The 23447-nt window shown below is 68.0% G+C and carries 23 protein-coding genes; 4 read left to right on the top strand and 19 right to left on the bottom strand.

All coding sequences use genetic code 11. The features are described 5' to 3' along the window. Positions 1-5 precede the first annotated feature (5 nt). From ACQVBX_RS01700 to ACQVBX_RS01690, 3 genes are read right to left on the bottom strand one after another with little or no spacing between them, the layout of a single operon-like run. The gene (locus ACQVBX_RS01700) at positions 6-491 is read right to left on the bottom strand and encodes a lysozyme inhibitor LprI family protein (RefSeq protein ID WP_431636173.1); all 486 of its coding nucleotides are present in this window, start codon (positions 489-491) and stop codon (positions 6-8) included. Beyond that, positions 488-1954, bottom strand: coding sequence for a Fe-S cluster assembly protein SufB (sufB, locus tag ACQVBX_RS01695; protein ID WP_431636172.1), 1467 nt, complete (start codon positions 1952-1954; stop codon positions 488-490). Before sufB ends, ACQVBX_RS01700 begins: the two co-directional genes overlap by 4 nt. Then, positions 1951-2409, bottom strand: a complete 459-nt coding sequence (locus ACQVBX_RS01690; protein ID WP_431636171.1) for an SUF system Fe-S cluster assembly regulator — start codon at positions 2407-2409, stop codon at positions 1951-1953. Before ACQVBX_RS01690 ends, sufB begins: the two co-directional genes overlap by 4 nt. 246 nt (positions 2410-2655) lie before the next feature. Here ACQVBX_RS01690 and ACQVBX_RS01685 point away from each other — a divergent pair, with 246 nt between their 5' ends. After that, positions 2656-2994, top strand: coding sequence for a P-II family nitrogen regulator (locus ACQVBX_RS01685; protein WP_404630988.1), 339 nt, complete (start codon positions 2656-2658; stop codon positions 2992-2994). Continuing rightward, a complete protein-coding gene (locus ACQVBX_RS01680) occupies positions 2984-4309 on the top strand; it encodes an ammonium transporter (protein WP_431636170.1) in 1326 nt (441 codons plus the stop codon). The genes ACQVBX_RS01685 and ACQVBX_RS01680 overlap by 11 nt, the downstream gene beginning before the upstream one ends. Positions 4310-4361: 52 nt before the next feature. Here the strand turns inward: ACQVBX_RS01680 and ACQVBX_RS01675 are convergent, their stop codons facing one another. Continuing rightward, positions 4362-5603 (bottom strand): putative bifunctional diguanylate cyclase/phosphodiesterase, encoded by a 1242-nt coding sequence (locus ACQVBX_RS01675; RefSeq protein ID WP_431636169.1) that lies wholly within the window; start codon positions 5601-5603, stop codon positions 4362-4364. A gap of 40 nt (positions 5604-5643) precedes the next feature. Next, positions 5644-6864 carry an HD-GYP domain-containing protein gene (locus tag ACQVBX_RS01670; RefSeq protein ID WP_431636168.1) on the bottom strand — a complete coding sequence of 407 codons (1221 nt, stop codon included), beginning with the start codon at positions 6862-6864 and terminating at the stop codon, positions 5644-5646. A gap of 194 nt (positions 6865-7058) precedes the next feature. Here ACQVBX_RS01670 and ACQVBX_RS01665 point away from each other — a divergent pair, with 194 nt between their 5' ends. After that, on the top strand, positions 7059-8093 hold the full coding sequence (locus ACQVBX_RS01665) for an aminoglycoside phosphotransferase family protein (RefSeq protein ID WP_431636167.1): 1035 nt from the start codon (positions 7059-7061) through the stop codon (positions 8091-8093). Beyond that, positions 8090-8785, top strand: a complete 696-nt coding sequence (gene murU, locus ACQVBX_RS01660) for an N-acetylmuramate alpha-1-phosphate uridylyltransferase MurU (protein WP_431636166.1) — start codon at positions 8090-8092, stop codon at positions 8783-8785. The genes ACQVBX_RS01665 and murU overlap by 4 nt, the downstream gene beginning before the upstream one ends. Positions 8786-9063: 278 nt before the next feature. Here the strand turns inward: murU and motB are convergent, their stop codons facing one another. The 14 genes from motB to fliF all read right to left on the bottom strand — a co-directional run bounded on the left by motB (position 9064) and on the right by fliF (position 23439). Beyond that, on the bottom strand, positions 9064-10044 hold the full coding sequence (gene motB, locus ACQVBX_RS01655; RefSeq protein ID WP_431636165.1) for a flagellar motor protein MotB: 981 nt from the start codon (positions 10042-10044) through the stop codon (positions 9064-9066). Next, a complete protein-coding gene (gene motA, locus ACQVBX_RS01650) occupies positions 10041-10910 on the bottom strand; it encodes a flagellar motor stator protein MotA (protein ID WP_431636164.1) in 870 nt (289 codons plus the stop codon). Before motA ends, motB begins: the two co-directional genes overlap by 4 nt. A 145-nt stretch (positions 10911-11055) precedes the next feature. Beyond that, positions 11056-12024: a protein translocase subunit SecF gene (secF, locus tag ACQVBX_RS01645; RefSeq protein WP_431636163.1), complete on the bottom strand. Its 969-nt coding sequence runs from the start codon at positions 12022-12024 to the stop codon at positions 11056-11058. 139 nt (positions 12025-12163) lie between these two features. Continuing rightward, the gene (gene secD, locus ACQVBX_RS01640; RefSeq protein ID WP_431636162.1) at positions 12164-14044 is read right to left on the bottom strand and encodes a protein translocase subunit SecD; all 1881 of its coding nucleotides are present in this window, start codon (positions 14042-14044) and stop codon (positions 12164-12166) included. An 84-nt stretch (positions 14045-14128) separates the two neighbouring features. Then, positions 14129-14458: a preprotein translocase subunit YajC gene (gene yajC, locus ACQVBX_RS01635; protein ID WP_431636161.1), complete on the bottom strand. Its 330-nt coding sequence runs from the start codon at positions 14456-14458 to the stop codon at positions 14129-14131. A 275-nt stretch (positions 14459-14733) separates the two neighbouring features. Beyond that, positions 14734-15855 carry a tRNA guanosine(34) transglycosylase Tgt gene (tgt, locus tag ACQVBX_RS01630; RefSeq protein WP_431636160.1) on the bottom strand — a complete coding sequence of 374 codons (1122 nt, stop codon included), beginning with the start codon at positions 15853-15855 and terminating at the stop codon, positions 14734-14736. A gap of 29 nt (positions 15856-15884) precedes the next feature. Continuing rightward, a complete protein-coding gene (locus ACQVBX_RS01625) occupies positions 15885-16493 on the bottom strand; it encodes a flavin reductase family protein (protein WP_431636159.1) in 609 nt (202 codons plus the stop codon). Positions 16494-16573: 80 nt separating this feature from the next. Beyond that, a complete protein-coding gene (locus ACQVBX_RS01620) occupies positions 16574-17770 on the bottom strand; it encodes a flagellar hook-length control protein FliK (RefSeq protein WP_431636158.1) in 1197 nt (398 codons plus the stop codon). Positions 17771-17856: 86 nt separating this feature from the next. Next, positions 17857-18294: a flagellar export protein FliJ gene (fliJ, locus tag ACQVBX_RS01615; RefSeq protein ID WP_431636157.1), complete on the bottom strand. Its 438-nt coding sequence runs from the start codon at positions 18292-18294 to the stop codon at positions 17857-17859. Beyond that, a complete protein-coding gene (gene fliI / locus ACQVBX_RS01610; protein ID WP_431636156.1) occupies positions 18291-19655 on the bottom strand; it encodes a flagellar protein export ATPase FliI in 1365 nt (454 codons plus the stop codon). The genes fliJ and fliI overlap by 4 nt, the downstream gene beginning before the upstream one ends. Further along, complete coding sequence (locus tag ACQVBX_RS01605) at positions 19652-20086, bottom strand: hypothetical protein (protein ID WP_431636155.1); 435 nt, start codon at positions 20084-20086, stop codon at positions 19652-19654. The genes fliI and ACQVBX_RS01605 overlap by 4 nt, the downstream gene beginning before the upstream one ends. Beyond that, positions 20083-20721: a FliH/SctL family protein gene (locus ACQVBX_RS01600; RefSeq protein WP_431636154.1), complete on the bottom strand. Its 639-nt coding sequence runs from the start codon at positions 20719-20721 to the stop codon at positions 20083-20085. The genes ACQVBX_RS01605 and ACQVBX_RS01600 overlap by 4 nt, the downstream gene beginning before the upstream one ends. After that, on the bottom strand, positions 20721-21725 hold the full coding sequence (gene fliG, locus ACQVBX_RS01595) for a flagellar motor switch protein FliG (protein ID WP_431636153.1): 1005 nt from the start codon (positions 21723-21725) through the stop codon (positions 20721-20723). The genes ACQVBX_RS01600 and fliG overlap by 1 nt, the downstream gene beginning before the upstream one ends. After that, complete coding sequence (gene fliF / locus ACQVBX_RS01590) at positions 21718-23439, bottom strand: flagellar basal-body MS-ring/collar protein FliF (protein ID WP_431636152.1); 1722 nt, start codon at positions 23437-23439, stop codon at positions 21718-21720. The genes fliG and fliF overlap by 8 nt, the downstream gene beginning before the upstream one ends. Positions 23440-23447: the final 8 nt, after the last annotated feature.

The following is a 23447-nucleotide window of genomic DNA, read 5'->3' as shown; positions in this document are numbered from 1 at the left end:
GGGCGTCAGGGCGCAGAGGGGACGACTGCCGGATCACGAACCAGATCGGCGCAGGGCGCGCTGTCCTGTTCACCGTAGGCGGTGCCGCGCAGGTAACTGCACAGGCGGGCGGTACGTTCGCGTTCGAGGCTGGCTTGGTAGAGCGCGTATGCGGCCGGATAGGCGGTGCCGCGACTGGGACCGTCGGAACCGGCGAAGCGCGCGGCGAGGTCCGCGTCGCGGTAGCTCAACCAGGCCCGCTGGGCCTGGCGCAGCTTGTTGATCATGTCCGGGTAAGCGGCCCACTTCTTCAACACCGCCTGGTAGGTGGCGTTGAGCTCCTGGTCGGCCGCCTTGCCCACTTTGCCGGCGCACTGGTTGATGTCGTACTGGCTGGCGGCCTTGGCGCAGAACCGCGCCACCACCGTGGCATCCGCCGGGGGGCGGTCAGCGCGCGCCGGGACCGCCGCGCCAACCAGGGCGACGAGCAGGACTAGCAGGACAACCCTCATCCCACTGCCCCTTCCAGCGACACTTCCAGCAGCTTCTTAGCCTCCACCGCGAACTCCATCGGCAGCTCGCGGAACACCTGCTTGCAGAAGCCATCGACGATCATCGACACGGCGTCTTCCTCGCCGATGCCGCGACTGCGGCAATAGAACAGCTGGTCGTCGGAGATCTTCGATGTCGTCGCCTCGTGCTCAACGATGGCGGTTGGGTTCTTCACTTCCATGTAGGGGAAGGTATGCGCGCCGCACTGCTTGCCGATCAGCAGGCTGTCGCACTGGGTGTAGTTGCGCGCGTTCTCGGCGCCCTTCTCCACCTTCACCAGGCCGCGGTAGCTGTTGGAGCTGCGGCCGGCAGAGATGCCCTTGGAGACGATCTTCGACTTGGTGTCGCGGCCGAGGTGGATCATCTTGGTGCCGGTGTCGGCCTGCTGGTGGTGGTGGGTGAGCGCGACGGAGTAGAACTCGCCCACCGAGCGGTCGCCACGCAGCACGCAACTGGGGTACTTCCAGGTAATCGCCGAACCGGTTTCCACCTGGGTCCAGCTGATCTTCGAATCGTGGCCGCGGCAGTCGCCGCGCTTGGTCACGAAGTTGTAGATGCCGCCGACGCCGTTCTCGTCGCCGGGGTACCAGTTCTGCACGGTCGAATACTTGATGGTGGCGCGCTCCAGCGCGACCAGTTCCACCACCGCCGCGTGCAGCTGGTTCTCGTCGCGCTGCGGCGCGGTGCAGCCTTCCAGGTAGGAGACGTGCGCGTCGTCCTCGCAGATGATGAGCGTGCGCTCGAACTGCCCGGTGTTCATCGCGTTGATGCGGAAGTAGGTCGAAAGCTCCATCGGGCAGCGCACGCCCTTGGGCACGAACACGAACGAGCCGTCGGAGAACACCGCCGAGTTGAGCGCGGCGAAGTAGTTGTCGCCCGCAGGCACCACGCTGCCCAGGTACTTCTGCACCAGCTCGGGATGCTCGCGGATCGCCTCGCTGATCGAGCAGAAGATCACGCCCGCCTCGGCCAGCTCCTTGCGGAAGGTGGTGCCGACGGAGACCGAGTCGAACACCGCATCCACCGCCACGCCGGCCAGCTTGGCGCGCTCGTGCAGCGGCACGCCGAGCTTCTCGTAGGTTTCCAGCAGCTTGGGGTCCACCTCGTCCAGCGACTTGGGCGCCTTTTTCGGCGCGGCGTAGTAGCTGATCGCCTGGTAGTCGATGGCCGGCACGTTGAGCTTGGCCCAGTCCGGCGTGGGCATGGTGAGCCAATGGCGGTAGGCCTTGAGGCGCCACTCGGTCATCCACTCCGGCTCGCCCTTGCGCGCGGACAGCGCGCGCACGGTGCCTTCGTCCAGGCCCGGCGGCAGGTAATCGGTTTCGATGTCGGTGACGAAGCCCGCGGCGTAGCGACGGCCCAGCGCCTCGATCACCTCGGCGTTGTCGGCTGGCACGGCGGTTTCGCTGATTTGGCGGCTCATGCGATGGTCCTGCCCTTGATCTCGCTGATGGCGATGGTTGCCAGCGCCGGCGGTGCCGGCGGCTGCAACATGTCGGCCAGACTCACGCCACGCAGGGCGTTGTCCAGAATGTGATTGATCTGCCGCCAGCTGCCGCGCACGCCGCATTGCGACTCGCGCTCGCACTGACCGTCGGTGCCGCACTCGGTCATGCCGATGCGCCCTTCCATGGCTTCGACAATCTCGGCCAGGTTGATGGCGCTGGCCGGGCGCGCCAGGCGGTAGCCACCGTTGACCCCGCGGAACGACTCGACCAGGCCGGCATGGCCCAGCGACTTCAGCAGCTTGCTCACCGTGGGGAGCTCAAGGTGCGTCTCGTCCGCGATCTGGGCGGTGGAGAGCACAGTGTCCGGGTGGCCGGCGATGCAGGTCATCACGACGGTGGCGTAGTCGGTGAGTCGGCTGACACGGAGCATGGCGGCCCGTCCCTCTAATCAAGACCAAAATGGTACGGATTAACCGGTCCCGGGTCAAACGCGGCGCGGTGTCGCGAGGGCCAGATTGCACCATCAACGGGCAAGTCGCCGCACCGCCAGCGCGCGTGATCGCCTCGCGGAATCCGCTGAAGCGTTGCCCCGCAACGATCGCGTGCCGAAGTGCGCCCGTGGCACGCAACCTGCTGTGCTGCAACAAACACGGCCGCACGGGGAGCAAGGCACGCCATGAAGTGGATCACCGCGATCATCAAACCGTTCAAGCTCGACGAGGTGCGCGAGGCGCTGGCCGAGGCCGGCGTGCAGGGCATGACCGTCACCGAGGTCAAGGGCTTCGGCCGCCAGCACGGGCACACCGAGCTGTACCGCGGCGCCGAGTACGTGGTGGATTTCCTGCCCAAGCTGAAGATCGAGATCGCGGTGAGCGACGAGCAGGCGGAGCGCGCGATCGAGGCGATCAGTTCCACCGCGCGCACCGGCAAGGTGGGCGACGGCAAGATCATGGTGTTCGACCTCGAACAGGTGATCCGCATCCGCACGCAGGAGGTCGACGCCGATGCGCTCTGATCGCCTGCGCCGCCCGCTTGCCCTCGTCGCCGGGATGCTGTTCGCCCTGCCCGCCTTCGCCCAGGGCACCACGCCCAAGCTCGACAGCGGCGACACCGCCTGGATGCTCACCGCCTCCATGCTGGTGCTGCTGATGACGATCCCGGGCCTCGCCCTGTTCTACGGCGGCATGGTGCGCGCCAAGAACCTGCTGTCGGTGCTGATGCAGTGCTTCGCGATCACCGCGCTGGTGACCGTGCTGTGGATGGTCTACGGCTACTCGCTCGCCTTCAGCACCGCCGGCATGCATGCCGGCCAGGTCGACCTGCACTCGATCATCGGCGGACTGGATCGCTTCATGCTGGCCGGACTCAAGCCGGACTCGCTGTACAACACGGTGCCGGAAAGCGTGTTCGTGATGTTCCAGCTCACGTTCGCCATCATCACCCCGGCGCTGATCATCGGCGCGTTCGCCGAGCGCATGAAGTTCAGCGCGCTGCTGTGGTTCAGCGGCCTGTGGCTGACCTTCGTCTACCTGCCGATGGCACACATGGTGTGGAGCGGCCCCGGCTCGCTGCTGGGCGACCTGGGCGTGCTGGATTTCGCTGGCGGCACCGTGGTGCACATCAACGCTGGCATCGCCGGCCTGGTGGCCTGCCTGGTAATCGGCAAGCGCAAGGGCTACCCGACCACGCCGATGCCACCGCACAACCTCGGCTACACGGTGATCGGCGCCAGTCTGCTGTGGCTGGGCTGGTTCGGCTTCAACGCGGGCTCGGCGGTGGCCTCCAACGGCAGCGCCGGCATGGCGATGCTGGTAACGCAGATCGCCACCGCCGGCGCCGTGATCGGCTGGACCGCGGTGGAGTGGCTGGTGCACAAACGGCCCAGCGTGCTGGGCGCGGTATCCGGCGCGGTGGCCGGCCTGGTCGCAGTGACGCCGGCCTCGGGCACCTGCGGCCCGGGCGGCGCGCTGGTGCTGGGACTGATCGCCGGTGCGGCCTGCTTCTTCACCGCGACCAAGCTGAAGAACAAGCTCGGCTACGACGACTCGCTCGACGTGTTCGGCGTGCATGCCATCGCCGGCATCATCGGCGGCCTGCTCACCGGGCCGCTCGCAGCCGCCACGCTAGGTGGCTTCGGCAACGTCACCTCGCTAGGCGGCCAGCTGTGGATCCAGGCCAAGGGCGTGGGCTTCACCATCGCGTGGAGCGCGGCGCTGAGTTACGCGATCCTCAAGCTGCTGGATCTGTCGATCGGCCTACGTGTGGACGCCGAGCAGGAGCAGGTGGGCCTGGATCTGTCCGAGCACGAGGAACGGGCGTACAACCTCTGAGCCCCGCATCTCGGCGAACGTCGTTGCCGCGGCGCAAGTGCGCCGCGGCCGTTCAAACGCGGTTGCGGCCGCCGCAGCGCGCGACGAAATCCGCTGCCGGCACGGGGCGACCCAGGTGGTAGCCCTGACCGAAGTCGCAACCCATTTCGGCCAGCAGCGATTGGGTGCCGCCGTCTTCGATACCTTCGGCGACTGCGACCAAGCCCAGATGGTGCGCCATGTCGATGATGCCGCTCACCAGGCGGGCCGCACGGGCATCGCCATGCATGCCGCTCACCAGCGATAGGTCGATTTTCAATTCAGTAGCGGGAAATTTGCTGAGGTACGCGACGCTGGCGTAGCCGGTGCCGAAATCGTCGATGGCCACGCCGAGGCCTCGGTCGCGCAGCCGCCTGAGGAGGCTGACGGTCTGATCAAGGTCATGCACCAGCGCCGTCTCGGTGATCTCGGCGATGACCCGCTCCGGCGCCACGCCCCAGATGCCGAGGGCCCCGGTGAGCTTCTCGACCAAGCCGGGCTGATTGAACGCGCGCGGCGAAAGGTTGATCGCAAACTTCAGGTCCGGCACGTGATTGAGCGCGGCAGCGTGACGCAAGGTGGCGTTGATGCTCCAGTTGGTCAGCGCCGTGATCAGGCCGGTCTGTTCGGCGAACGGCACGAAATAACCTGGCCAAACCTCGCCACGGTGCGGGGAGGTCCAGCGAGCCAGCGACTCGGCCCCGGCAACGCGCCCGGTCTGCAGATTCCAGATCGGCTGCAGGAAGGTGTCCAGGCGATTGCTTTCGACAGCTTCGCGCAGCTCTTCGTAGCTGATCACCGCATGATCATGGGATTCGCCGTGAACAAGATGCTGCCCGCCCTGGCGCAGCGCCTCCTCCAGCGCTAGCTCGGCTCGCCGGCACAGGAGCTCCGGATTCGAACCGTGGTCCGGATGCAGCGCAATGCCGACCACAGGGCGCCCGCGCCACGGGTCGCCGCGATCCAGCACCGGCACCTCGAAAGCCTGGGACAGGCGCGTGGCGGCAAGCAGCGCGTGCTGCTCGTTACGCATATGCGGCAACACCACCATGTAGCGGTCATATGCCACGCGAAGCACCCGGTCGACGGGGCGCAGGGCCGCAACGATCACCTTTTCCACGCTGTCGGCCGCGCTGTCGCCGATGGCATACCCCTGCCGCAGTGCGCGGTCACGCAACCCCTCTACCGTCACCGCGAGCACGGCCGCGCGATCGGCGCTGCCGCCATCGGCGATCACGGCTGCGATCACCTCGAACACCTCGTGACGGTTCAGCATGAGCCACGCCCGCGCGGAGAAGCTTCAAAAAGGTGCCGCTTCATTGCAGGAACAGGTCGGCTGCATCGATGCCATAGGCACCGGGAGTGAGACTGCGGCGGATGTGTACCTGGGGGCGGTCCGAGTTCTGGTTCATGAGATCCACCACCTGGAACGTGGTAAGCGGCAGTTTCTCAGGTGTGCTCAGAATGACCACGCGAGGCGTCAGGCGTCGCGCCTGGTTCTGCGCCATCACTACGGCCACTTCGCCGGTCGTCAGCTCGACCATCGAACCGGTGGGATAGACCCCCAGACAAACCTGGAACTGCTCGACCAGCTCGGCCTGGAAGTGCGTGTCTCTTGCCAGGTAAATCTGGCGAAGCGCGTTATGGCGCGCCATCGCGGGCCGGTGCGGACGGTCGCTGATCAGGGCCTGGTACGTGTCGATGATGCCGAGCATGCGCCCCACCAGCGGGATGTTCCCTCCCCACAGCGCGGCCGGGTAACCGCTGCCATCGTGGCGCTCGTGGTGCGTGCGCAGGATGTCGATGACGTCGAGATCGCTCAGGCTGGAATTTCTGACGATGTCCAGACCATGACCGACGTGTGCGCGGATCTGCGCCATCTCCTCCGGTGAGAGCGCGTCGGTCCGCTGCAGCAGCGCTTCGGGTACCCGCGTCTTGCCGATGTCCATCAACAGACCGCCGGCGGCGAGGCTGACGATGGTTTCTTCGGCAAAGCCCATATGGCGTCCGAAGGCTGCCGCCAGCGCGCTGCAATTGACCGCATGGTTGTAGGAAGGGTGGTCGTGCCGGCGTAGCCCGTCGACCCAGAAAAACGCGTCGGCGCTGCGAAGTACGCTGGCCACCAGGGGTCGCACCGCACGCTCGACCGACTCCACCGGCAGTTCGCGCCCCTGGAGCACATCCTCAAACACCTGTTGCACGCCGGCGATTGCACTCTCCAGCGCCTCGCGCGCCCGCGGCACCTCGTCGTCCAACGGCACCTGATCGCTGTAGCCCAGACGCGCCTCGAAGCGGGACGCGGACAGCTCGGTGCGCTGGAGAATCTGCGACGGGGTGTCCGGCATGACCTGCCGGCGTGCGTCGACATACACGAACTCACACAGCTCACGCAGCTTGGCGATGTCTTCGGAGCTGGTCAGCTGCACGCCCTGCAGCGGGAAGTCGGTCAACTCCCACGGTACGTCCAGGCGCGAGACGAACATGCCCAACTCGAGGTCGGCGACCTCGACGCGGCGTTCCTCCAGCTCAGAGGCCATGGCGCTGCCAGGGCGGCGGGCGATGGCAAGCGGTCATGGCGTCGCCGACGTATGGAGCATGGGGAAAAACTTCATAGGAAATACTTCAATGACCTGCATCGGCACGCCGCGAACGCACTTGAGCGCAGGGGATGAGAATATCGGCTGCGCACGGCTAGACTGGCCCTCCCTTCCTTACCTTCAACCCGCCTTGCATGCCTGGCCTCTCTGCTACCGACCGCGCCGCCGAACGCCTCGCCTGGCTACGCCAGACGTTGGGCGACGATGCGCTGACACTGGAAAGCGCCTCGGCCGATGCGAGCTTTCGCAGCTACTGGCGTAGTTATCACTCAAAACGTAGCTGGATCGTGATGGATTCGCCGCCCGCGCTGGAAGACCCGGCTCCGTGGCTGGCCCTGGGTCAGCGGCTCGCGAGCGCCGGCCTGCACGTGCCCGAGGTGCGCGCGGCCGATCTGGAACGGGGTTTCCTGCTGATCGAGGATCTGGGCACGCGGATGTATCTGCCCGAGCTGTCCCACGCTACGGTGGATCGGCTGTACGGCGACGCGCTCGCCGCGCTGCTGCGCATGCAGTCCGCCTGCGGCATCGACGGGTTGGCGCCGTACGATCGCGCCTTTCTGGCGCGCGAGCTGGCGATCATGCCGGAGTGGTTTCTTGGCCGGCATCTGGGCGTGACGCTCGACGACGACGAACTCGCCACGCTCGATGAGGCGTTTGCCGTGCTGCTGGATAACGCGCTGGCGCAGCCGACGGTGTTCGTGCATCGCGACTTCCACAGCCGCAACCTGCTGGTGATCGATAACGACGCGCCGCTGGCCAGCCCCGGCATCATCGACTTCCAGGGTGCACTGGCCGGCCCGATCACCTACGACCTCGCCTCGCTGCTGCGCGACTGCTACATCACCTGGCCGCGCGAGCGCGTAGAGGCGTGGGCCGAGGGCTATCGCGTGCAGCTGCGACAGGCCGGGCTGATCGACGAGACGGTGGACGCCGCCACCTTCCTGCGCTGGTTCGACCTCACCGGACTACAACGACACATCAAGGTGCTGGGCATCTTCTGCCGGCTGCATTACCGCGACGGCAAGCGCGGTTATCTCGCCGACCTGCCGCGCGTGTTCGATTACGTGATCGATGTGGCCGCCGGCTATCCCGCCCTGCAGCCGCTGGCCGACCTGCTGGCCAGCTACGCCGGCGAGCGCGACCTCACCCGCGCGGTGGCCGAGGCATGAGGCACGCGCTGATCTTCGCCGCGGGGCTGGGCGAGCGCATGCGTCCGCTCACCGATCGCACGCCCAAGCCGCTGCTGGTGGCCGGCGGCAAACCGCTGATCGCCTGGCATCTGGAAAAGCTCGCCGCCATCGGCGTGAACTACGTGGTGATCAACACCTCGCATCTGGCCGAGCAGTTTCCCGAGGCGCTCGGCGACGGCTCGCGCTGGGGGCTGCGCATCCGCTACGCCTATGAAGGCCCCACGCCGCTGGAAACCGGCGGCGGCATGCTCAACGCGCTGCCGCTGCTGGGGCCCGAACCCTTCCTAGCCATCAACGGCGACATCTGGACCGATCTCGACTTCGCCAGCCTGCCCGCCGAACCGCACGGCGCGGCGCATCTGGTGATGGTGGACAACCCCGCCCACCACCCCGCGGGCGATTTCACACTGGACGAGAGCGGACGCCTGCACGACGCGGGCGAGCCGAAGCTCACCTTCGCCGGCGTCGGCGTGTATCGCGCCAGCGTGCTGGAGGGCTGGCAGGCACTCGCCTCGCCGAACGAACCCGGTCGCCCGCCGCGCTTCGCCCTGGCGCCGCTGCTGCGCGCCGCCATGCAACGCGGCGAGATCGACGGCATCCATCATCGAGGCGCCTGGACCGACGTCGGCACCCCCGATCGCCTCGCCATCCTGGACGCGCAACTGCGCTGAGCCACGCCGCGACCGCCCCCGCACCCGATGTAGGAGCCCGCTCGCGGGCGATGCCTTCGTTTGTATCGTCGATCCAGAGCAAAGAGCGTCGCCCGCGAGCGGGCTCCTACAGGAGAGCAGTGATGGCGCGTGGACGGCTGGCATCAACGCGCCCTCGTAGGAGCTCGCTTGCGAGCGATGCTCCTGGTTTGATCTCGATTTGGAGCGTAAAGCATCGCCCGCGAGCGGGCTCCTATAGAGGCGCGGGGGAGGCAACGGCGGGCTGTGTCCGCGGCGGCTCAGATGGCCTTGTTCGGCGGCGGTGCGGTCAGTGTGGGCAGTGTGGGGGCGCCGGTGTCGGCGGCGCGGATGGGCTGCGGCAGCGGGGGGAGCTTACTGCCGAGCTCGGGTGACTTGGCCGCATCGGCGGCCTGCTGGGTCATTACCACGATGCTGATGCGCCGGTTGATCGCCGCGCTCGGATGGTTCTTGTCGAATGGCACCGACGCGGCCAGGCCGACCACGCGGGCGATCTTGCTGTCCTGCAGGCCACCCTCCAGCAGCGCGCGGCGCGCCGCGTTGGCGCGGTCGGCCGAAAGTTCCCAGTTGCCGTAGGTGTGGTCGCTGGAATACGGCGCGTCGTCGGTGTGGCCGGAGATGCTGATCGGGTTGGGCACGCGATTGATGAAGCCGGACAGCTCGTGAAGGATGTCCACGGTGTAGTCCTTCAGCCGTGCGCTGCCGGTGTCGAACATCGGGCGGTTCTGCTTGTCGACGATCTGGATGCGCAGGCCTTCGGAGGTGATGTCCAGCAGCAGCTGGTCCTTGAACGGCGCCAGCGCCTGGCTGCTCTGGATGGCGGCGTGCAGCTGGTTCATCAGCTCGTCCAGACGCGCCTTTTCCTGTGCGCGCGCCTGCTTCTCGATGGCCTCCTTCGACGTCGCCGGTGGCGTGTTGCGGCGGTCGTCGCCTTTGCCGCGCGGCAGATCCATCGCGCCGCCTAGCTGGATTGCGCTGTCGCTCGCCCCGCCCGGCCCCATCTTGCCCGGCGGCGCCACGGTGGCGGTGCCCGGGTCGGCACTGGGGTTCTTGAAATACTCGGAGATCGCCGCGCGCTGCTCGCGCGTGCCCACGCCGATCAGCCACATCACCAGGAAGAACGCCATCATCGCGGTGACGAAGTCGGCATAGGCCACCTTCCACGCGCCGCCGTGATGGCCGTGTCCGGTGACGCGCTTGATGCGCCGGACGACGATGACCGATTCGGAATCGTCGCTCACCGGGTCGCTCCCGCGCGGCCATCCTTCAGGTGGGCCTCGAAATCACTGAAGCTCGGACGCGCCTGCGCCGACAGCGACTTGCGCGCGAACTCCACCGCCACTTTGGGGTTGTAACCGCGAAGGTTGGCGATCAGGGCCACCTTGACGCACTCGAACGCGCGCGAGTCTTCCTGCACGCGGTTCTCCATGGCCGAGCCGAGCGGTCCGATGAAGCCGTAGCACAGCAGGATGCCGAGGAAGGTACCGACCAGCGCGCCGGCAATGTGTTCGCCGATCTGCGAGGTGTCGCCGGTGAGCTGCGACATGGTGGTGACGATGCCGAGCACCGCCGCCACGATACCGAAGCCAGGGAGCGCGTCAGCCGCCTTGGCCACGGCCATCGCCGGCGCCTCGGCCTCGCGGTGGTGGGTTTCCAGCTCGAAATCGAGCAGCGGCTCGAGCTCGTGGGCGTTCATGCTGCCGCTGACCATCAGGCGCAGGCAGTCGGTAAGGAATTCGATCAGGTGATGCTCGCGCACCAGCCGCGGATAGGCCGAGAAGATCGGGCTCGCCTGCGGATCCTCGATGTGCTGCTCCAGGCCCAGCAGGCCCTCTTTTCGGGCCACGCTGAAGATGTCGTACAGCAGCGACAGCAGGTCGACGTAATCCTGCTGCTTGTAGGTTGGCCCCTTGACCAAGCCCAGCGCACCCATGAAGGACTTCTTCACGATCGGTGCGGGATTGGCGATCAGGAAGGCGCCCAGCGCGCCGCCGCCGATGATCAGCAGTTCATAGGGCTGCCACAGCGCCAGCAGGTGGCCGTGGGACAACAGGTAGCCGCCCGTCACGCAGACAAGAACGACGAGCGTACCGATGATGGCCATCATGGCGTGGGGTGCCTCGTGAGAGAAATCGGTTTCTGCAACACGGGCTCTATCGGCGCAGCCGACGGAAAGTTGAGAAGCCGTCGCCGCCCGGCAGCCAAAAAAAAGCCCGGCCGAGGCCGGGCTTTTCGTCGCAGCGGTGCAGCGCTTATGGACGGCGCGCCAGCTCTGGGTTTTCCTTGGTGACCGGCATCAGGTCCTTCTTCGACACGCCCAGCCACAGCAGGATCGGGCTGGCCACGAAGATCGACGAAAGCGTACCGACCACGATGCCGATCAGCATCGTCACCGCGAAGCCTTCCACCGCCGGACCGCCGATGAAGTACAGCGCGGCCATGGTGATGCCGGTGAACAGCGAGGTGATGATGGTTCGCGACAGCGTGGTGTTGATCGATCGGTTGAGGATCTCCTCCGGCTCGGCCTTGCGGGCGAGGCGGAACAGCTCGCGGATGCGGTCGAACACCACCACCTTGTCGTTGATCGAGTAGCCGATCACCGCCAGCACCGAGGCCAGCACGGTGAGGTCGAACTCGCGCTGCACCAGGGCGATCACGCCCAGCGTCACCAGCACGTCGTGCACCTCGGTGACCAGTGCGGCGATCGCGAAGCGGCGCTCGAAGCGGATCCACAGGTACAGGCCAATGCCGATGATCACGAAGATCGCGGCGATCGAGCCGTCGCTCTTCACCTCGTCGCCCACTGCCGAGGTGACGAAGCTGTGGCTGGTCATCACCACGCCGGGCTGCTCGGTCTTAAGCGCTGCCAGCACGTCGTTGGCGACCTTGTCGGCGGCGGTGGAGCTGCTGGCGTTACCGGCGGCGTTGGCGGTGTCTTCCTTGGCCTGCAGGCGGATCGACATCTGGCGCGAGCCACCCAGGCTCTGCACCAGCGGGTTCTCGAAGCCGTGCTTCTGCAATGCAGCGCGCACCTGGCCCACGTCGGTGGGCTGCGGGTAGCTCACTTCCACCGAGATACCGCCGGTGAAGTCCAGCGCGTAGTTCAGCCCCTTGGTGAAGATCAGGCCGATCGAGGCGAGCATCAGCAGCACGGCCAGGCCGATGCTGAACTTGCGCATGCCCAGAAAGTTGACGTTGGCGTTGTGGTTGAAGATTTCCATGAAACATTCCTTCAGGGGATTCCGGCCATGGATGGCCGGGCGCGCAACGGAACCATCCGTTTCGCGGAGCCTGGGGCGGACATGCGCCGCACCAGGCGAGCGAGCGATGGCCCACGACGGGTCATCGCTCGCACAACAACTACACCGACAGCGTCTTGAGCTTGCGGTGGCCGTGGATCAGCGCGGTGATGGCATGCGTGACGGTCACCGAGGTGAACATCGAGGTCAGGATGCCGATCAGCAGCGTGATACCGAAGCCGCGGATCGGGCCCGAGCCCATCGTGGTCAGTGCCAGCGCCGCGATCAGGTGGGTGACGTTGGCGTCCAGGATGGTCGCCCAGGCCTTCTCATAGCCGGCGCGGATCGAGGCGTGCGGGGTGGAGCCGTTGCGCAGCTCCTCGCGGATGCGTTCGCAGATCAGCACGTTGGCGTCGATCGCCATGCCCAGCGTCAGCACGATACCGGCGATGCCCGGCATGGTCAGCGTGACGCCAATCAGCGACATCACCGCCAGCAGGATCACCAGGTTGAAGAACAGCGCGATGTCCGCCACCAGACCGAACAGCTTGTAGTAGATCGCCGCGGCCAGCAGCACCAGCGCCAGGCCCAGCATCACCGCCTTGAAGCCCTTGTTGATGTTGTCCTGGCCCAGGCTGGGGCTCAACGCCGACTCCGACACGATGTCCACCGGCGCGGCCAGCGAACCGCCCTTGAGCAGCAGCGCCAGCTCGGAGGCTTCCTTCGGGCTGGACAGGCCGGTGGTCTGGAACTGCTTGCCGAACACGCCCTGGATGGTGGCGTCACTGATCACCTCTTCGGTGATGCGCGGCGTGCGCACTTCCTTGCCGTCGACCATCTTGGTGTCGGTGACGCGCTCAACGTAGACCACCGCCATCGGCTTGCCGACGTTGTTGCTGGTGAAGTCCAGCATCTTCTTGGCGCCGGCAGCGGTGAGCGTGACGTCCACCTTGGGCATGCCCGACTGCTGGTCGGTGCCGGAGGAGGCGTCGGCCAGCTGGTCGCCGCTGACAATGATCTGCTTGCTCACCAGCACCGGACGGTGCGTGCCGCGCTCGTAGTACAGGCGCGCGTTCGGCGGCACGTTCTTGGTGCGGTCCGCTTCCACCGCCTGCGGATCACCGGGGAAGCCGATGCCCGGGTGGTATTCCAATGTGGCCACGGCGCCGATCACCTTCTTCGCCTCGGCCGGGTTCTGCATGCCGGCGAGCTCGACCACGATCTGGTTCTCGCCCTGCTGCTGGATCACCGGCTCGGACACGCCCAGCGCGTTGACGCGGTTGCGCAGCGTGCCCACGTTCTGCCGGATCGCATCGAGCGCCAGCTGGCGCAGCTTCTGCGGCTTGACCACGGCGCTCAGCATGAAACGGTCACCGGTGCTGTCGCCGTTGTTGACGTTGAGGTCGGGGTACTCGTTGGCGATTGCCGTGGCCGCCGCGTTGCGGTCGGCGTCCGAGCGCAGGGCGATGTTGATGCCCTGGCCGCGGGTGGCGGCACGCACCACCGAGTCGTAACGGATGTTCTTCTGGCGCAGCAGGTTGCGGATGTCGTCCGCGTAACGCTCTTCCTGCTTGTCGATCACGCTGTCCTGGTCCACCGCCATCAGGAAGTGCACGCCACCCTGCAGGTCCAGGCCAAGCGGCATCGACTTGGCGTGGATCGCACGCAGCCAGCCCGGCACGGTGGGCGCCAGGTTCAGTGCCACGGTGTAGTTGTCGCCCAGCGCCGCCTTGATCACGTCCGAGGCCTTGGCCTGCACGTCGGCGTTGGCGAAATTGGCCACCAGGTGGTCGCCATCGATCGCCAGGCCGGTGTAGGCGATGTTCTGCTGCTTCAGCGCATCGGCCACCTTCTGCTGCACGCCGGCATCCAGCGGGGCCGCGTGGCTGGCCTGCACCTGCACTGCCGGCACCGGCGGGAAGGCATTGGGCAATGCGTAGACGATGCCGAACACCAAAACGAGCGCAACCAGCGCGTATTTCCAGCGGGGGAAATCACTCATGCCTTGCATCCATCAAAGCCGCGCACGTCGGGCGGCGTAACGTCGAAAACGAGAACGGCGCGCCGCCTGGGCGCGCCGTGGATATCAAGCCGACTTCAGCGAGCCCTTGGGCAGCACCTGCGACACGGCGCCCTTCTGCACGCGCACCTTCACGTTCGGTGCGATCTCGACGGTGAGGAAGCTCTCGCCCACCTCTTCGACGCGACCGGCGATGCCGCCGTTGGTGACCACTTCATCGCCCTTCGACAGCGCCGAGAGCATCGTGCGGTGCTCCTTCTGGCGCTTCATCTGCGGACGGATCATCAGGAAGTAGAACACCACGAACAGGCCGATCAGCGGCAGGAAGCTGATGATCGGGTTGCCCGCTGCGGCGGGGGCGGCCTGGGCGATCACGGAAGTCACGGCAAAACTCATCGATTTGTCTCGCAAGTTGCGGCCCCGACAGCATTTTCTGCCGAACGCCTGATAAAAGATCCCGGATTATGCCATGCGCCCACGGGGGCTGCACTGCGGCCACTTCCCGGCGCCGCTGTCTAGGAGCGCGCCGACGCGCGATGGTTCCCGCGAACGGCGTGCCGCCGCTGTAGGAGCCCGCTCGCGGGCGATGCTCTTGGCTTTGCTGTGGATCAGGAGCGAAGGCATCGCCCGCGAGCGGGCTCCTACAGGGGAGTCTCGGTGCCGGTGGGCGGTTACGGCGTCGGCTGGCGCCTGGCGTAGAACTCGGCGGTGAAGTCCTCCAGCGTGCCGGCTTCGATCGCGCCGCGCAGGCCGGCCATCAGGCGCTGGTAGTGCCGCAGGTTGTGCATGGTGGCCAGCTGGCTGGCGAGGATCTCGTTGCAGCGGTCCAAGTGGCGCAGGTAGGCGCGGCTGAAGCCGTTGGCGCAGGCGTAGCAGTCGCAGCCTTCCTCGATCACCCGCGTGTCCATGGCGAACTTGGCGTTGCGGATGCGCAGCGTGCCCTCGGGCACGAACAGGAAGCCGTTGCGCGCGTTGCGCGTCGGCATCACGCAGTCGAACATGTCGATGCCGCGGCGCACCGCTTCCACGATGTCTTCCGGCCGGCCCACGCCCATCAGGTAGCGCGGCTTGTCCTGCGGCAGCAGCGAGACGGTGAAATCCAGCGTGTGGTTGCGCTCGGCCTCCGGCTCGCCCACCGCCAGCCCGCCGACCGCGTAGCCGTCGAAGCCGATGTTCACCAACCCTTCGGCCGAACGCCGGCGCAGCGGCTCGTACACGCTGCCCTGCACGATGCCGAACAGGTTGTTGGGGTTCTTCAGGTCATCAAAGGCGCGCCGCGAGCGCTCGGCCCAGCGCAGGCTCAATTCCATCGACTCGCTGGCGACCTTCTCGGTGGCCGGGTACGGCGTGCACTCGTCGAAGATCATCGCGATGTCCGAGTCCAGCACGGTCTGGATCTTCATCGAGACTTCCGGCGACAGGAACACCTTGGAACCGTCCACCGGCGAGGCGAAGGTCACGCCCTCCTCGGCCAGCTTGCGCTTGTGCGCCAGCGAGAACACCTGGAAGCCGCCCGAGTCGGTGAGGATCGGCTTGTTCCAGCCGATGAACTTATGCAGCCCGCCAAACTGCTCGACGATCTCCAACCCCGGCCGCAGGAACAGGTGGAAGGTGTTGCCGAGAATGATCTCCGCGCCGATGTCGACGATGTCGCGCGGGGTCATCGCCTTGACCGAACCGTAGGTGCCCACCGGCATGAACGCGGGGGTCTGCACGGTGCCGCGGGCGAAGGTCAGCTGCCCGCGACGGGCCGCGCCGTCGGTGGCCTTGAGATCGAAAGTCATGGAAGTCATCCGGGCAATTGTAGCCCGGGGGCGCTATTTCACGGCGGGCGCGTCATGCCGAAGCGGTCGCGGGTGGTGGCGTACCAGGGGCCACCCAGGCGTCCGACCAAGTCGAGCCTAGCCGGATCGACGTGGCGCGCGTCGGCCATGACTGCGTCGTCGATATGCGCCAGCAGCACGCGGGCGAAGATCAGGAAGTGGCGCGGGTGCTCGGCCGGATACGGCTTGATCTCGGCCACCTCGCATTCGAATGCCACTGGCGCGGCCGGCAGTCGCGGCACCGCCACGCGATCACCCGGCACCGTGGCAAGCCCCAGCTGCTCGATCTCGCTGACGTCGTGCGGCAGCGTGGCGGCGGTGGCGTTCATGGTTTCGGCCAGCCCGTGACTGACCAGGTGGATGATCAGCTGACCGGTGTCGCGCGCATTGACCAGCGTGTCCTTCATCCGACCGCCCGGCAGCCGCCCCACGTTCACCATCAGCGTAGGCGGGTCGTCGCAGATCACCTGGAAAAAACTGTACGGCGCCAGGTTGCTCACCCCGGCGGTGGAGACCGTGGACACCCAGGCAATCGGGCGCGGCGTCACGGTGGACGCGAGCCAGCGGTAGCTCTCGGCGGGGTCGAGCGAGGAGAAATCCAGTTGCACGGAAGCACGCCTGCGAAACGAAACGCTCGCCAGCCTAGCGCGTGCCGTTACCGCGACGCAGTGGGCCGCGACACGGCGACTCAGGCGAAGGTGTCGAGCAGGCCCACCGCGCTGACCGTAGCCGGCGCCGCCAGCGCATCGTCGGCAGCGGCCTCACCGCCTTCGCCACCCAGGGATGCCGAGCCTCCGCGCGAACCGTCACCGCCGCCGGACGACTGCTGCCCGACCTGCGCCTGACCCAGCGACAGGCCGTGCTGAGCGAGCAGCGTATCGAGCTGCGGCAGCGACTGCTGCAGCGCGTGTACCGCGGCCGGGTGCTGCGCGGCGAACGTCACGTCGACCTGGCCGCCGTGCTGCATGCGCACGCTCACGTCGACCTGGCCGAGTTCTTCCGGGTGCAGGCGGATCTTCGCCTGCTTGATGTCCTGGTTGCCGAGCCAAGCCACCTGCTGGCCCAGCTGCTGCGCGAACGCGGGGCTGCCGGCGGGGCTGGCGATGTGCAGCGCGTGCGGCGGCATCACGCCGGTGTTGGCGGTGGGCTGCGGCGCAGTACCGAGCAGCGCGGCCAGATCCTGCACGGCCGGGCCGTCCGTTCCCTTGTGCGTGGCCAGCTTGGTGGCGCCGGCGGCGAACACGTCGGCCAGCGCCGCGGTGCCGGTGGTCGTTGCCTGGGTAGTCGGCGCGGCGCTCGCGTCGGTGGTGCCGTCCGCGCCGCTGCCTGCAAGCGTCGCCTGCGCGTCCTCAGCCGCCGGACCCGCCGCGGGCGCCTGCCCCATCGAGGCCTTGAGCACGCTGGCCGCCATCACCTTGGCGGCGCCGCCGGTGGCCGCCGAGGCATTGGCCGGCATTGCCTGGCCGAGCAGGGCGAGCATGGCACCAGCGACGGAGATCGCATCGGGCGTCAGCCCCTCGTCCGCGGCCGGTGCAGGCGCCTCGGCGACCGACGTTGGCTGCGTCGGGTCGGCCGCTACGGCCGGTGTCGTGGCGGTGGTGCTGGCCGCATCCGTCGCCGTGGACGTGTCCTGTGGCGTCGTGGCAGCGTCGGCGCCGTCCACGCGCTTGCGGCTGGCGTGGGCGTCGCGGGCGCTGGACGAGTCGTTCGCAGTCGTATCCTTCAACGCGGTATCGGTGGGAGCGTCGCCGTCGCGCTGCTGGCGTGCGGCATCCAGATGGCTGTCGAAGGCGCGGCCGGCGTCGGTCGGGCCACGCGGCTCGGCCGGTGCAGGCGCCGTGGAGGTGATGGTCGGGGTCACGGAAAGGGCGGCGGTGGCGGGCATGGGAACCTCGTCGGAAATTCGTCGGCCGGTCGGCAGTGAGAGAGTTGCAGCAAGGTTCGCGCCAACTGCCGGGGGCAATGGCGGCGCTATCGGCCGAGCCCGGGCGGGCGGCGATGCTGCATGCGTTCGTCGATGTCGGACTGCTCGCGGCGGTCTTCCGCCTTGCGCTCCAGCTCGCGGTAATTGCTCACCACGCTGTCCAGCGCCTGCTCGCGCGCATGCGCATCGCGCCACTGGCCGCGCGCGTGATCGAGCTGGCGCAACTGGCGCTGCACTTCGGTCTGCTGCTGCTCGATGGCGCGGTCGATGCGCTCGATGAACTGCTGGCGATTGAGCAGCGCGCTGACGCTCATGCCGTCGCCCTGCCCCGCTGCGTAATCCTGACGGTAGCGCTTGAGCTCGCCGAGCTGGTGCTCCGCGCGTGCCACCCGTTGCTGCTGCTCGGCGAGCTTCTGCATGGCGTCGTCGCGGCGCTTGTGCGCCTGGTCGACGGCCGGCTGCAGGCGATCGGCGCGTGAACTCATGCGTCGGCTTCACCGGTAAGCGTGCGCAGCGCCTCGATGCCCTGGACCAGCGTCATCGGTTCGTCCACTTCCTGCTGCAGGAAGGCGCGCAGGCGCGGCCACATCACGATGGCGTGGTCGACCTGCGGATCGGAGCCCTTCTGGTACGCACCCACCGCGATCAGATCACGCTGCTGGCGGTACGCCGAATACACCTGACGGAAGCGCTGCGCCGCGCGCATGTGCTCGCGCCTGGCCACCGCCGGCATCACGCGGCTGATCGAGGCCTCGATGTCGATCGCCGGGTAGTGGCCGGCCTCGGCCAGATCGCGCGAGAGCACGATATGGCCGTCGAGAATGGCGCGTGCCGCGTCGGCGATGGGGTCATGGCGGTAGTCGTCGCCCTCGGTGAGCACGGTGTAGAACGCGGTGATCGAGCCGCGGCCTTCGGCATCGTTGCCCGCGCGTTCGACCAGCGCCGGCAGCATCGCGAACACCGACGGCGGGTAGCCCTTGGTCGCCGGCGGCTCGCCGATCGCCAGCGCGATCTCGCGCTGCGCCTGGGCGTAGCGGGTGAGCGAATCCATCAGCAGCAGCACGCGCAGGCCGCGGTCGCGGAACCACTCAGCGATCGCGGTGGCGTACTGCGCGCCGCGCAGGCGCTTGAGCGGCGGCGCATCGGCCGGTGCGGCGACGATCACCGCGCGGCGGCGGCCCTCTTCGCCCAGTGTGTGCTCGACAAACTCCTTCACCTCGCGGCCGCGCTCGCCGATCAGGCCGACCACCACCACGTCGGCGTCGGTGTACTTGGTCATCATGCCGAGCAGAGTCGACTTGCCCACGCCGGAGCCGGCGAACAGGCCCAGACGCTGGCCGCGGCCCACGGTAAGCAGCGCGTTGATCGCGCGCACGCCGGTGTCCAGCGGGGTGTCGATGGGCTTGCGCGACATCGGATTGATCGGTTCGCCCTTGAGCGCCGCGTGTTCGTCGGCGTCGAGCGGACCCAAGCCATCCAGCGGCAGGCCGTCGGCGCCGATCACGCGACCCAGCAGGCCCTGCCCCACCGGCAGGCCACCGGCGCGCGCGCAGGGACGCACGCGGGCGTTCGGCAGCACGCCGTGCATTTCGCCCACCGGCATCAGCAGCAGGCGTTCGTCGGCGAAGCCGACCACTTCGGTATCGAGTTGGTCACCCTCGGCGGTATCGACCAGGCAGCGCGCGCCCAGCGCCGCCTCGCAGCCCTCGGCTTCCAGGGTCAGGCCGACCACGCGACGCAGCCGCCCTTCGACGATCAGCGGATGCGATGCCTCAGCACGACGGCCGCGACGCGCCAGCTGTTCGCGCCAGCGCTCACTGCGCAGCGCCAGCGGATCGGCGCTCATCGCGCCAGCGCCTGGCCGCGCGACGGGCGGCGGGTGGTGACGGCAGAAAGATCGCGCCGCCGGTGTGCGCCCACGGGACGGGGGGATCGCTTGGGCTGTCGCACCGCGCCGCCGGGGGAGGAAGACCGGGAGGACAACCGCGCGGAAGCACACCAGAGGCGCGAAAGCGGGTAGCCGAGGCGCCAGCGGCGCCACAGCCGGAACACAGGAAGCCAGGGACGGAAGCGCATCACGCGCACGTCCTGCGACACGGGCACTACGCGCGCCCGGCGTCGCGCGACGCGCTCGGCAATGCGCGCATCGGCGGTTTCGTCGCGAGGCGATGGAGCCACGCACGGCGCCGCAGCCTCGTCGGCCCGGCGCGCGCGCGAACGCATCGCCGGATGCGCGGCAAGCTCGATCACGCGGGCGCGGGCGGCATGGCCGCTCATGCGGTGATCTCCTCGTCGCCATCGTCTTCGTCCAGACCGAGCACGGCGTCGACCACGGCGGCCAGACGCGTTTCCACGCGGCCATCCAGGCGCGAGCGCTCGCTTTCCAGCAGGCAGTCGCCGCGCGCCAGCGCGGGATCGGGCAGCAGCTGCCAGTGTTCTTCGGCCACCGCGTGTTCGCGCAGCACGGCCAGATCATCCGGGTGCACGCGCACGCGCAGTTCGCGCGTTGCCGAAGGCAGCGCGCGTGCCGCCTGTTGCACGGCCTGCACGATCAGCTCGGGCGCGGTGGCCAGTTCATGCGCCAGCACGCGGCGGGCAATCACCACGGCCAGACGCGCCAGTTCCTGTTCGGTGGCGTCGTCCAGCGCAGCCAGCGGACGCGCGGCAGATTCCAGCAGCGACTCCAGCCGCGCCACCACGGCGCGCTGCTCGCGCGCGGCATCGGCAATGCCTTCGGCACGGCCGGCGGCGTAACCCTCGTCACGCGCCTGGCGTTCCAGCGCTTCGAGATCGGCCACGGTGGGCGGCGCCGGCAGGTCGTTCACCGGCTCGCTGCGCGCGGCGTCGTGCACCTGGGGCAGTTCCCAGCGCTCGGCGCCGGCAAACGTGTCGCGGATGATCTGCGCGGCCATCAGACGAAGTCATCTCCGCCGCCGGCCAGGGTGAGCTGGCCGGCATCGGCCAGTCGGCGCGCGATCATCAGCACTTCCTTCTGCGCGGCATCCACTTCGCTCACGCGCACCGGGCCGGCCACTTCGAGGTCGTCGCGCAGCATGTCGGCGGCACGCTTGGACATGTTGGCGAAGATCTTCTCGCGCATCGCCGGCTCGGCGCCCTTGAGCGCCACGGTGAGACGTGCCGACGGCACTTCGCGCAGCAGGGTCTGCATGCTGCGGTCGTCCAGGCCGGCGAGATCGTCGAAGACGAACATCAGCTCTTCGATCTTGCCGCCAAGCCCGGCGTCCTGGCTGCGGATGGCCGCCATCAGCTCGGCCTCGCGGCTGGTTTCCATCGCGTTGAGGATGGCCGCGGCAGCCTTGAGGCCACCCACGTTGGCGGACTTGAGCTTGGTAGAGTTGCCGGAGAACTGGCGCTCCATGATTTCGTCCAGCTCGTTGAGCGCGTGCGGCTGCACGCCGTCGAGCGTGGCGATGCGCATCACCGCGTCCGAGCGCGTGCGCGGCGGCAGGTAGCCGAGCACTTCGGCGGCCTGGTCCGGTTCGAGATGCGCCAGCACCAGCGCGATGATCTGCGGGTGCTCCAGGTTGATCAGCTCGGCGATCGCGCGGCTCTCCATCCACTTGAGCGATTCCAGACCCTTGCTGGAGCGACCCAGCAGGATGCGGTCGATCAGGCCACCGGCCTTGCTCTCGCCCAGCGCGTTGGTGAGGATCTTGCGGATGTAGTCCTCGGTGCCGACGCCCAGCGCGGTCTGCCGGCCGACGTCCTCATTGAGGCGGTTGAGCACCTGCTCGACCTGGTCGCGGGTGACGCTGGTGAGGCCGGCCATCGCCGAGCCCACCGCCTGCACGTCGCGGGCGGAGAGATGCTTGAGCACTTCGGCCGCATCCTGCTCACCCAGCGTGAGCAGCAGGATGGCGGCGTTGCGGGCGCCCTCGGAAACCTGCTCAGCCATTGTCGCCCACCCAGTTGCGCACGACCTGCGCGACCTGCTTGGGGTTTTCGCTCACCAGACGCCTGGCCATGTGGATCTTCTGCTCGTAGGCAATCGCCTGCCCGATGCGGGCGGGCTCGTCCTCCGGGATATCGTCCACGCGCACGGAAACTTTCGGCATCGGCGAGGGCAGCGCGGTGGGTACTTCGGCCATACGCGCCGGGCCACGGGTAAGCCCCTTGAGCAGCGGACGCAGCAGGCCGAAGGCCACCAGCAGCGCCACCAGGATGCCGCCGCCCTGCTTGATCAGGTCGAGCACGCCCGGGCGCTGCCAGAACGGGATCGGCGAATCACCCGCGCCGTCGGCCGCCACGTCGTGGTGGAACGGCTGGTTCACCACGCTCACCGTGTCGCCGCGCGCGGCGTTGAAGCCGACGGCGTTCTTGGCCAGCTCGGTGAGGTGATCGAGTTCCTGCTGGGTGAACGGCACGCTCTTGGCGTCCTTGCCGCTGCCGACAAGCTTGTTGTCGACCACCACCGCCACACTGATCCGCGACAGCCGCCCGGCCGGATCGCTGACGTGGCTGATGGTGCGATCGAGCTCGTAGTTGCGGGTGGCGCTGGAGGAGGTGTCGCTGGGCGTGACCGTGGTGGTGCTGGCAGCGTTGGCACCCGCGGCGCCCTTGGCGGCCCCGTTGGGCGCCGCGCCAGCCTGCGGATTGGCCGCGGTGGGCTGCGCCACCGTGTTCGGCGGCTGGTTGCTCAACGCGCCGGGCACGGCGCCATTGGCGGCGCCATCCACGCGCTGCTCGGAGCTGGTCTGCTCGCTGCGCAGCGCCGGGTGATCGTGATCGTAGGTTTCGGTGGCCTTCTCGGTCTGGCTGAAGTCCAGATCGGCGTACACCTGCGCGCGCACCTTGCCGGCGCCGACCAGCGGCGTCAGCAACTCCTCGATGCGCTGGGCGTAGGTGTTCTCGATACGCGTGGCCAGGCGCAGGCGCGTGTCACCGACGGCCGCGGCGCTGTCCGGCGCGTCGCCGGTGAGCAGCTGACCCTGCTGATCGACCACCGACACCTGCTTGGCGTCCAGCTCGGGCACGCTGGAAGACACCAGATGCACGATCGCCGCCACCTGGCTGGCGTCGAGCTGGCGCCCGGGGAACAGCGTGACCAGCACCGAAGCGCTGGCCTGGCGGTTGTCGCGAATGAAGGCCGACGGTTTGGGCAGCGCAAGATGCACGCGCGCCGAACGCACCGACTGCAGCGCGCCGATGGTGTTGCCCAGATCGGTCTCCAGCATCTGCTGGTAGCGCGTGCGCTCGGCCATGTCGCTCATGCCGAACGGCGAATCGGCCGCCGGAAGGATGGTGCTGTTGGCGCTGCCCTGCGGCAGCCCCTGCCCGGCCAGGCGCAGACGGATCGCCGCCAGATCGGCCTGCGGCGCCATGATGGTGGTGCCGTCGCCGGCCAGGGTGTACGGGGTGTTGCTCGCCTGCAGCGCCTGGGTGATGGCGGCGGCGTCCTTCTGGTCCAGCCCCGCATACAACATGCCGTAGTTGGGGCCGCGCGACCACAGCACCACCGCCACGCCCATCGCCACCGCCAGCGCCACGCCCACCAGCAGCATCAACTGCCGCGAGGCCGGGCTGCGCGCAATGTCGCGAAGATCGAGGCGCGCGCCGGGGCGCTCGCTGTCGACCTTCGGTTCCGTGGGGGTCATGCCGCCGTCTGCCATGGGGGTTG

It is taken from the genome of Dyella thailandensis (assembly GCF_050749815.1).
GTDB lineage: Bacteria > Pseudomonadota > Gammaproteobacteria > Xanthomonadales > Rhodanobacteraceae > Dyella_A.
Note: the sequence above shows the minus strand (reverse complement) of the source record. Positions and strands in the feature narration are given on the sequence as shown.

Excerpts from the sequence above, each read along its gene's own strand:
- ACQVBX_RS01700 (WP_431636173.1), bottom strand. The coding sequence starts at position 491 with ATGAGGGTTGTCCTGCTAGTCCTGCTCGTCGCCCTGGTTGGCGCGGCG.
- sufB (WP_431636172.1), bottom strand. The coding sequence starts at position 1,954 with ATGAGCCGCCAAATCAGCGAAACCGCCGTGCCAGCCGACAACGCCGAG.
- ACQVBX_RS01690 (WP_431636171.1), bottom strand. The coding sequence starts at position 2,409 with ATGCTCCGTGTCAGCCGACTCACCGACTACGCCACCGTCGTGATGACC.
- ACQVBX_RS01685 (WP_404630988.1), top strand. The coding sequence starts at position 2,656 with ATGAAGTGGATCACCGCGATCATCAAACCGTTCAAGCTCGACGAGGTG.
- ACQVBX_RS01680 (WP_431636170.1), top strand. The coding sequence starts at position 2,984 with ATGCGCTCTGATCGCCTGCGCCGCCCGCTTGCCCTCGTCGCCGGGATG.
- ACQVBX_RS01675 (WP_431636169.1), bottom strand. The coding sequence starts at position 5,603 with ATGCTGAACCGTCACGAGGTGTTCGAGGTGATCGCAGCCGTGATCGCC.
- ACQVBX_RS01670 (WP_431636168.1), bottom strand. The coding sequence starts at position 6,864 with ATGGCCTCTGAGCTGGAGGAACGCCGCGTCGAGGTCGCCGACCTCGAG.
- ACQVBX_RS01665 (WP_431636167.1), top strand. The coding sequence starts at position 7,059 with ATGCCTGGCCTCTCTGCTACCGACCGCGCCGCCGAACGCCTCGCCTGG.
- murU (WP_431636166.1), top strand. The coding sequence starts at position 8,090 with ATGAGGCACGCGCTGATCTTCGCCGCGGGGCTGGGCGAGCGCATGCGT.
- motA (WP_431636164.1), bottom strand. The coding sequence starts at position 10,910 with ATGATGGCCATCATCGGTACGCTCGTCGTTCTTGTCTGCGTGACGGGC.
- secF (WP_431636163.1), bottom strand. The coding sequence starts at position 12,024 with ATGGAAATCTTCAACCACAACGCCAACGTCAACTTTCTGGGCATGCGC.
- secD (WP_431636162.1), bottom strand. The coding sequence starts at position 14,044 with ATGAGTGATTTCCCCCGCTGGAAATACGCGCTGGTTGCGCTCGTTTTG.
- yajC (WP_431636161.1), bottom strand. The coding sequence starts at position 14,458 with ATGAGTTTTGCCGTGACTTCCGTGATCGCCCAGGCCGCCCCCGCCGCA.
- tgt (WP_431636160.1), bottom strand. The coding sequence starts at position 15,855 with ATGACTTCCATGACTTTCGATCTCAAGGCCACCGACGGCGCGGCCCGT.
- ACQVBX_RS01620 (WP_431636158.1), bottom strand. The coding sequence starts at position 17,770 with ATGCCCGCCACCGCCGCCCTTTCCGTGACCCCGACCATCACCTCCACG.
- fliJ (WP_431636157.1), bottom strand. The coding sequence starts at position 18,294 with ATGAGTTCACGCGCCGATCGCCTGCAGCCGGCCGTCGACCAGGCGCAC.
- fliI (WP_431636156.1), bottom strand. The coding sequence starts at position 19,655 with ATGAGCGCCGATCCGCTGGCGCTGCGCAGTGAGCGCTGGCGCGAACAG.
- ACQVBX_RS01605 (WP_431636155.1), bottom strand. The coding sequence starts at position 20,086 with ATGAGCGGCCATGCCGCCCGCGCCCGCGTGATCGAGCTTGCCGCGCAT.
- ACQVBX_RS01600 (WP_431636154.1), bottom strand. The coding sequence starts at position 20,721 with ATGGCCGCGCAGATCATCCGCGACACGTTTGCCGGCGCCGAGCGCTGG.
- fliG (WP_431636153.1), bottom strand. The coding sequence starts at position 21,725 with ATGGCTGAGCAGGTTTCCGAGGGCGCCCGCAACGCCGCCATCCTGCTG.
- fliF (WP_431636152.1), bottom strand. The coding sequence starts at position 23,439 with ATGGCAGACGGCGGCATGACCCCCACGGAACCGAAGGTCGACAGCGAG.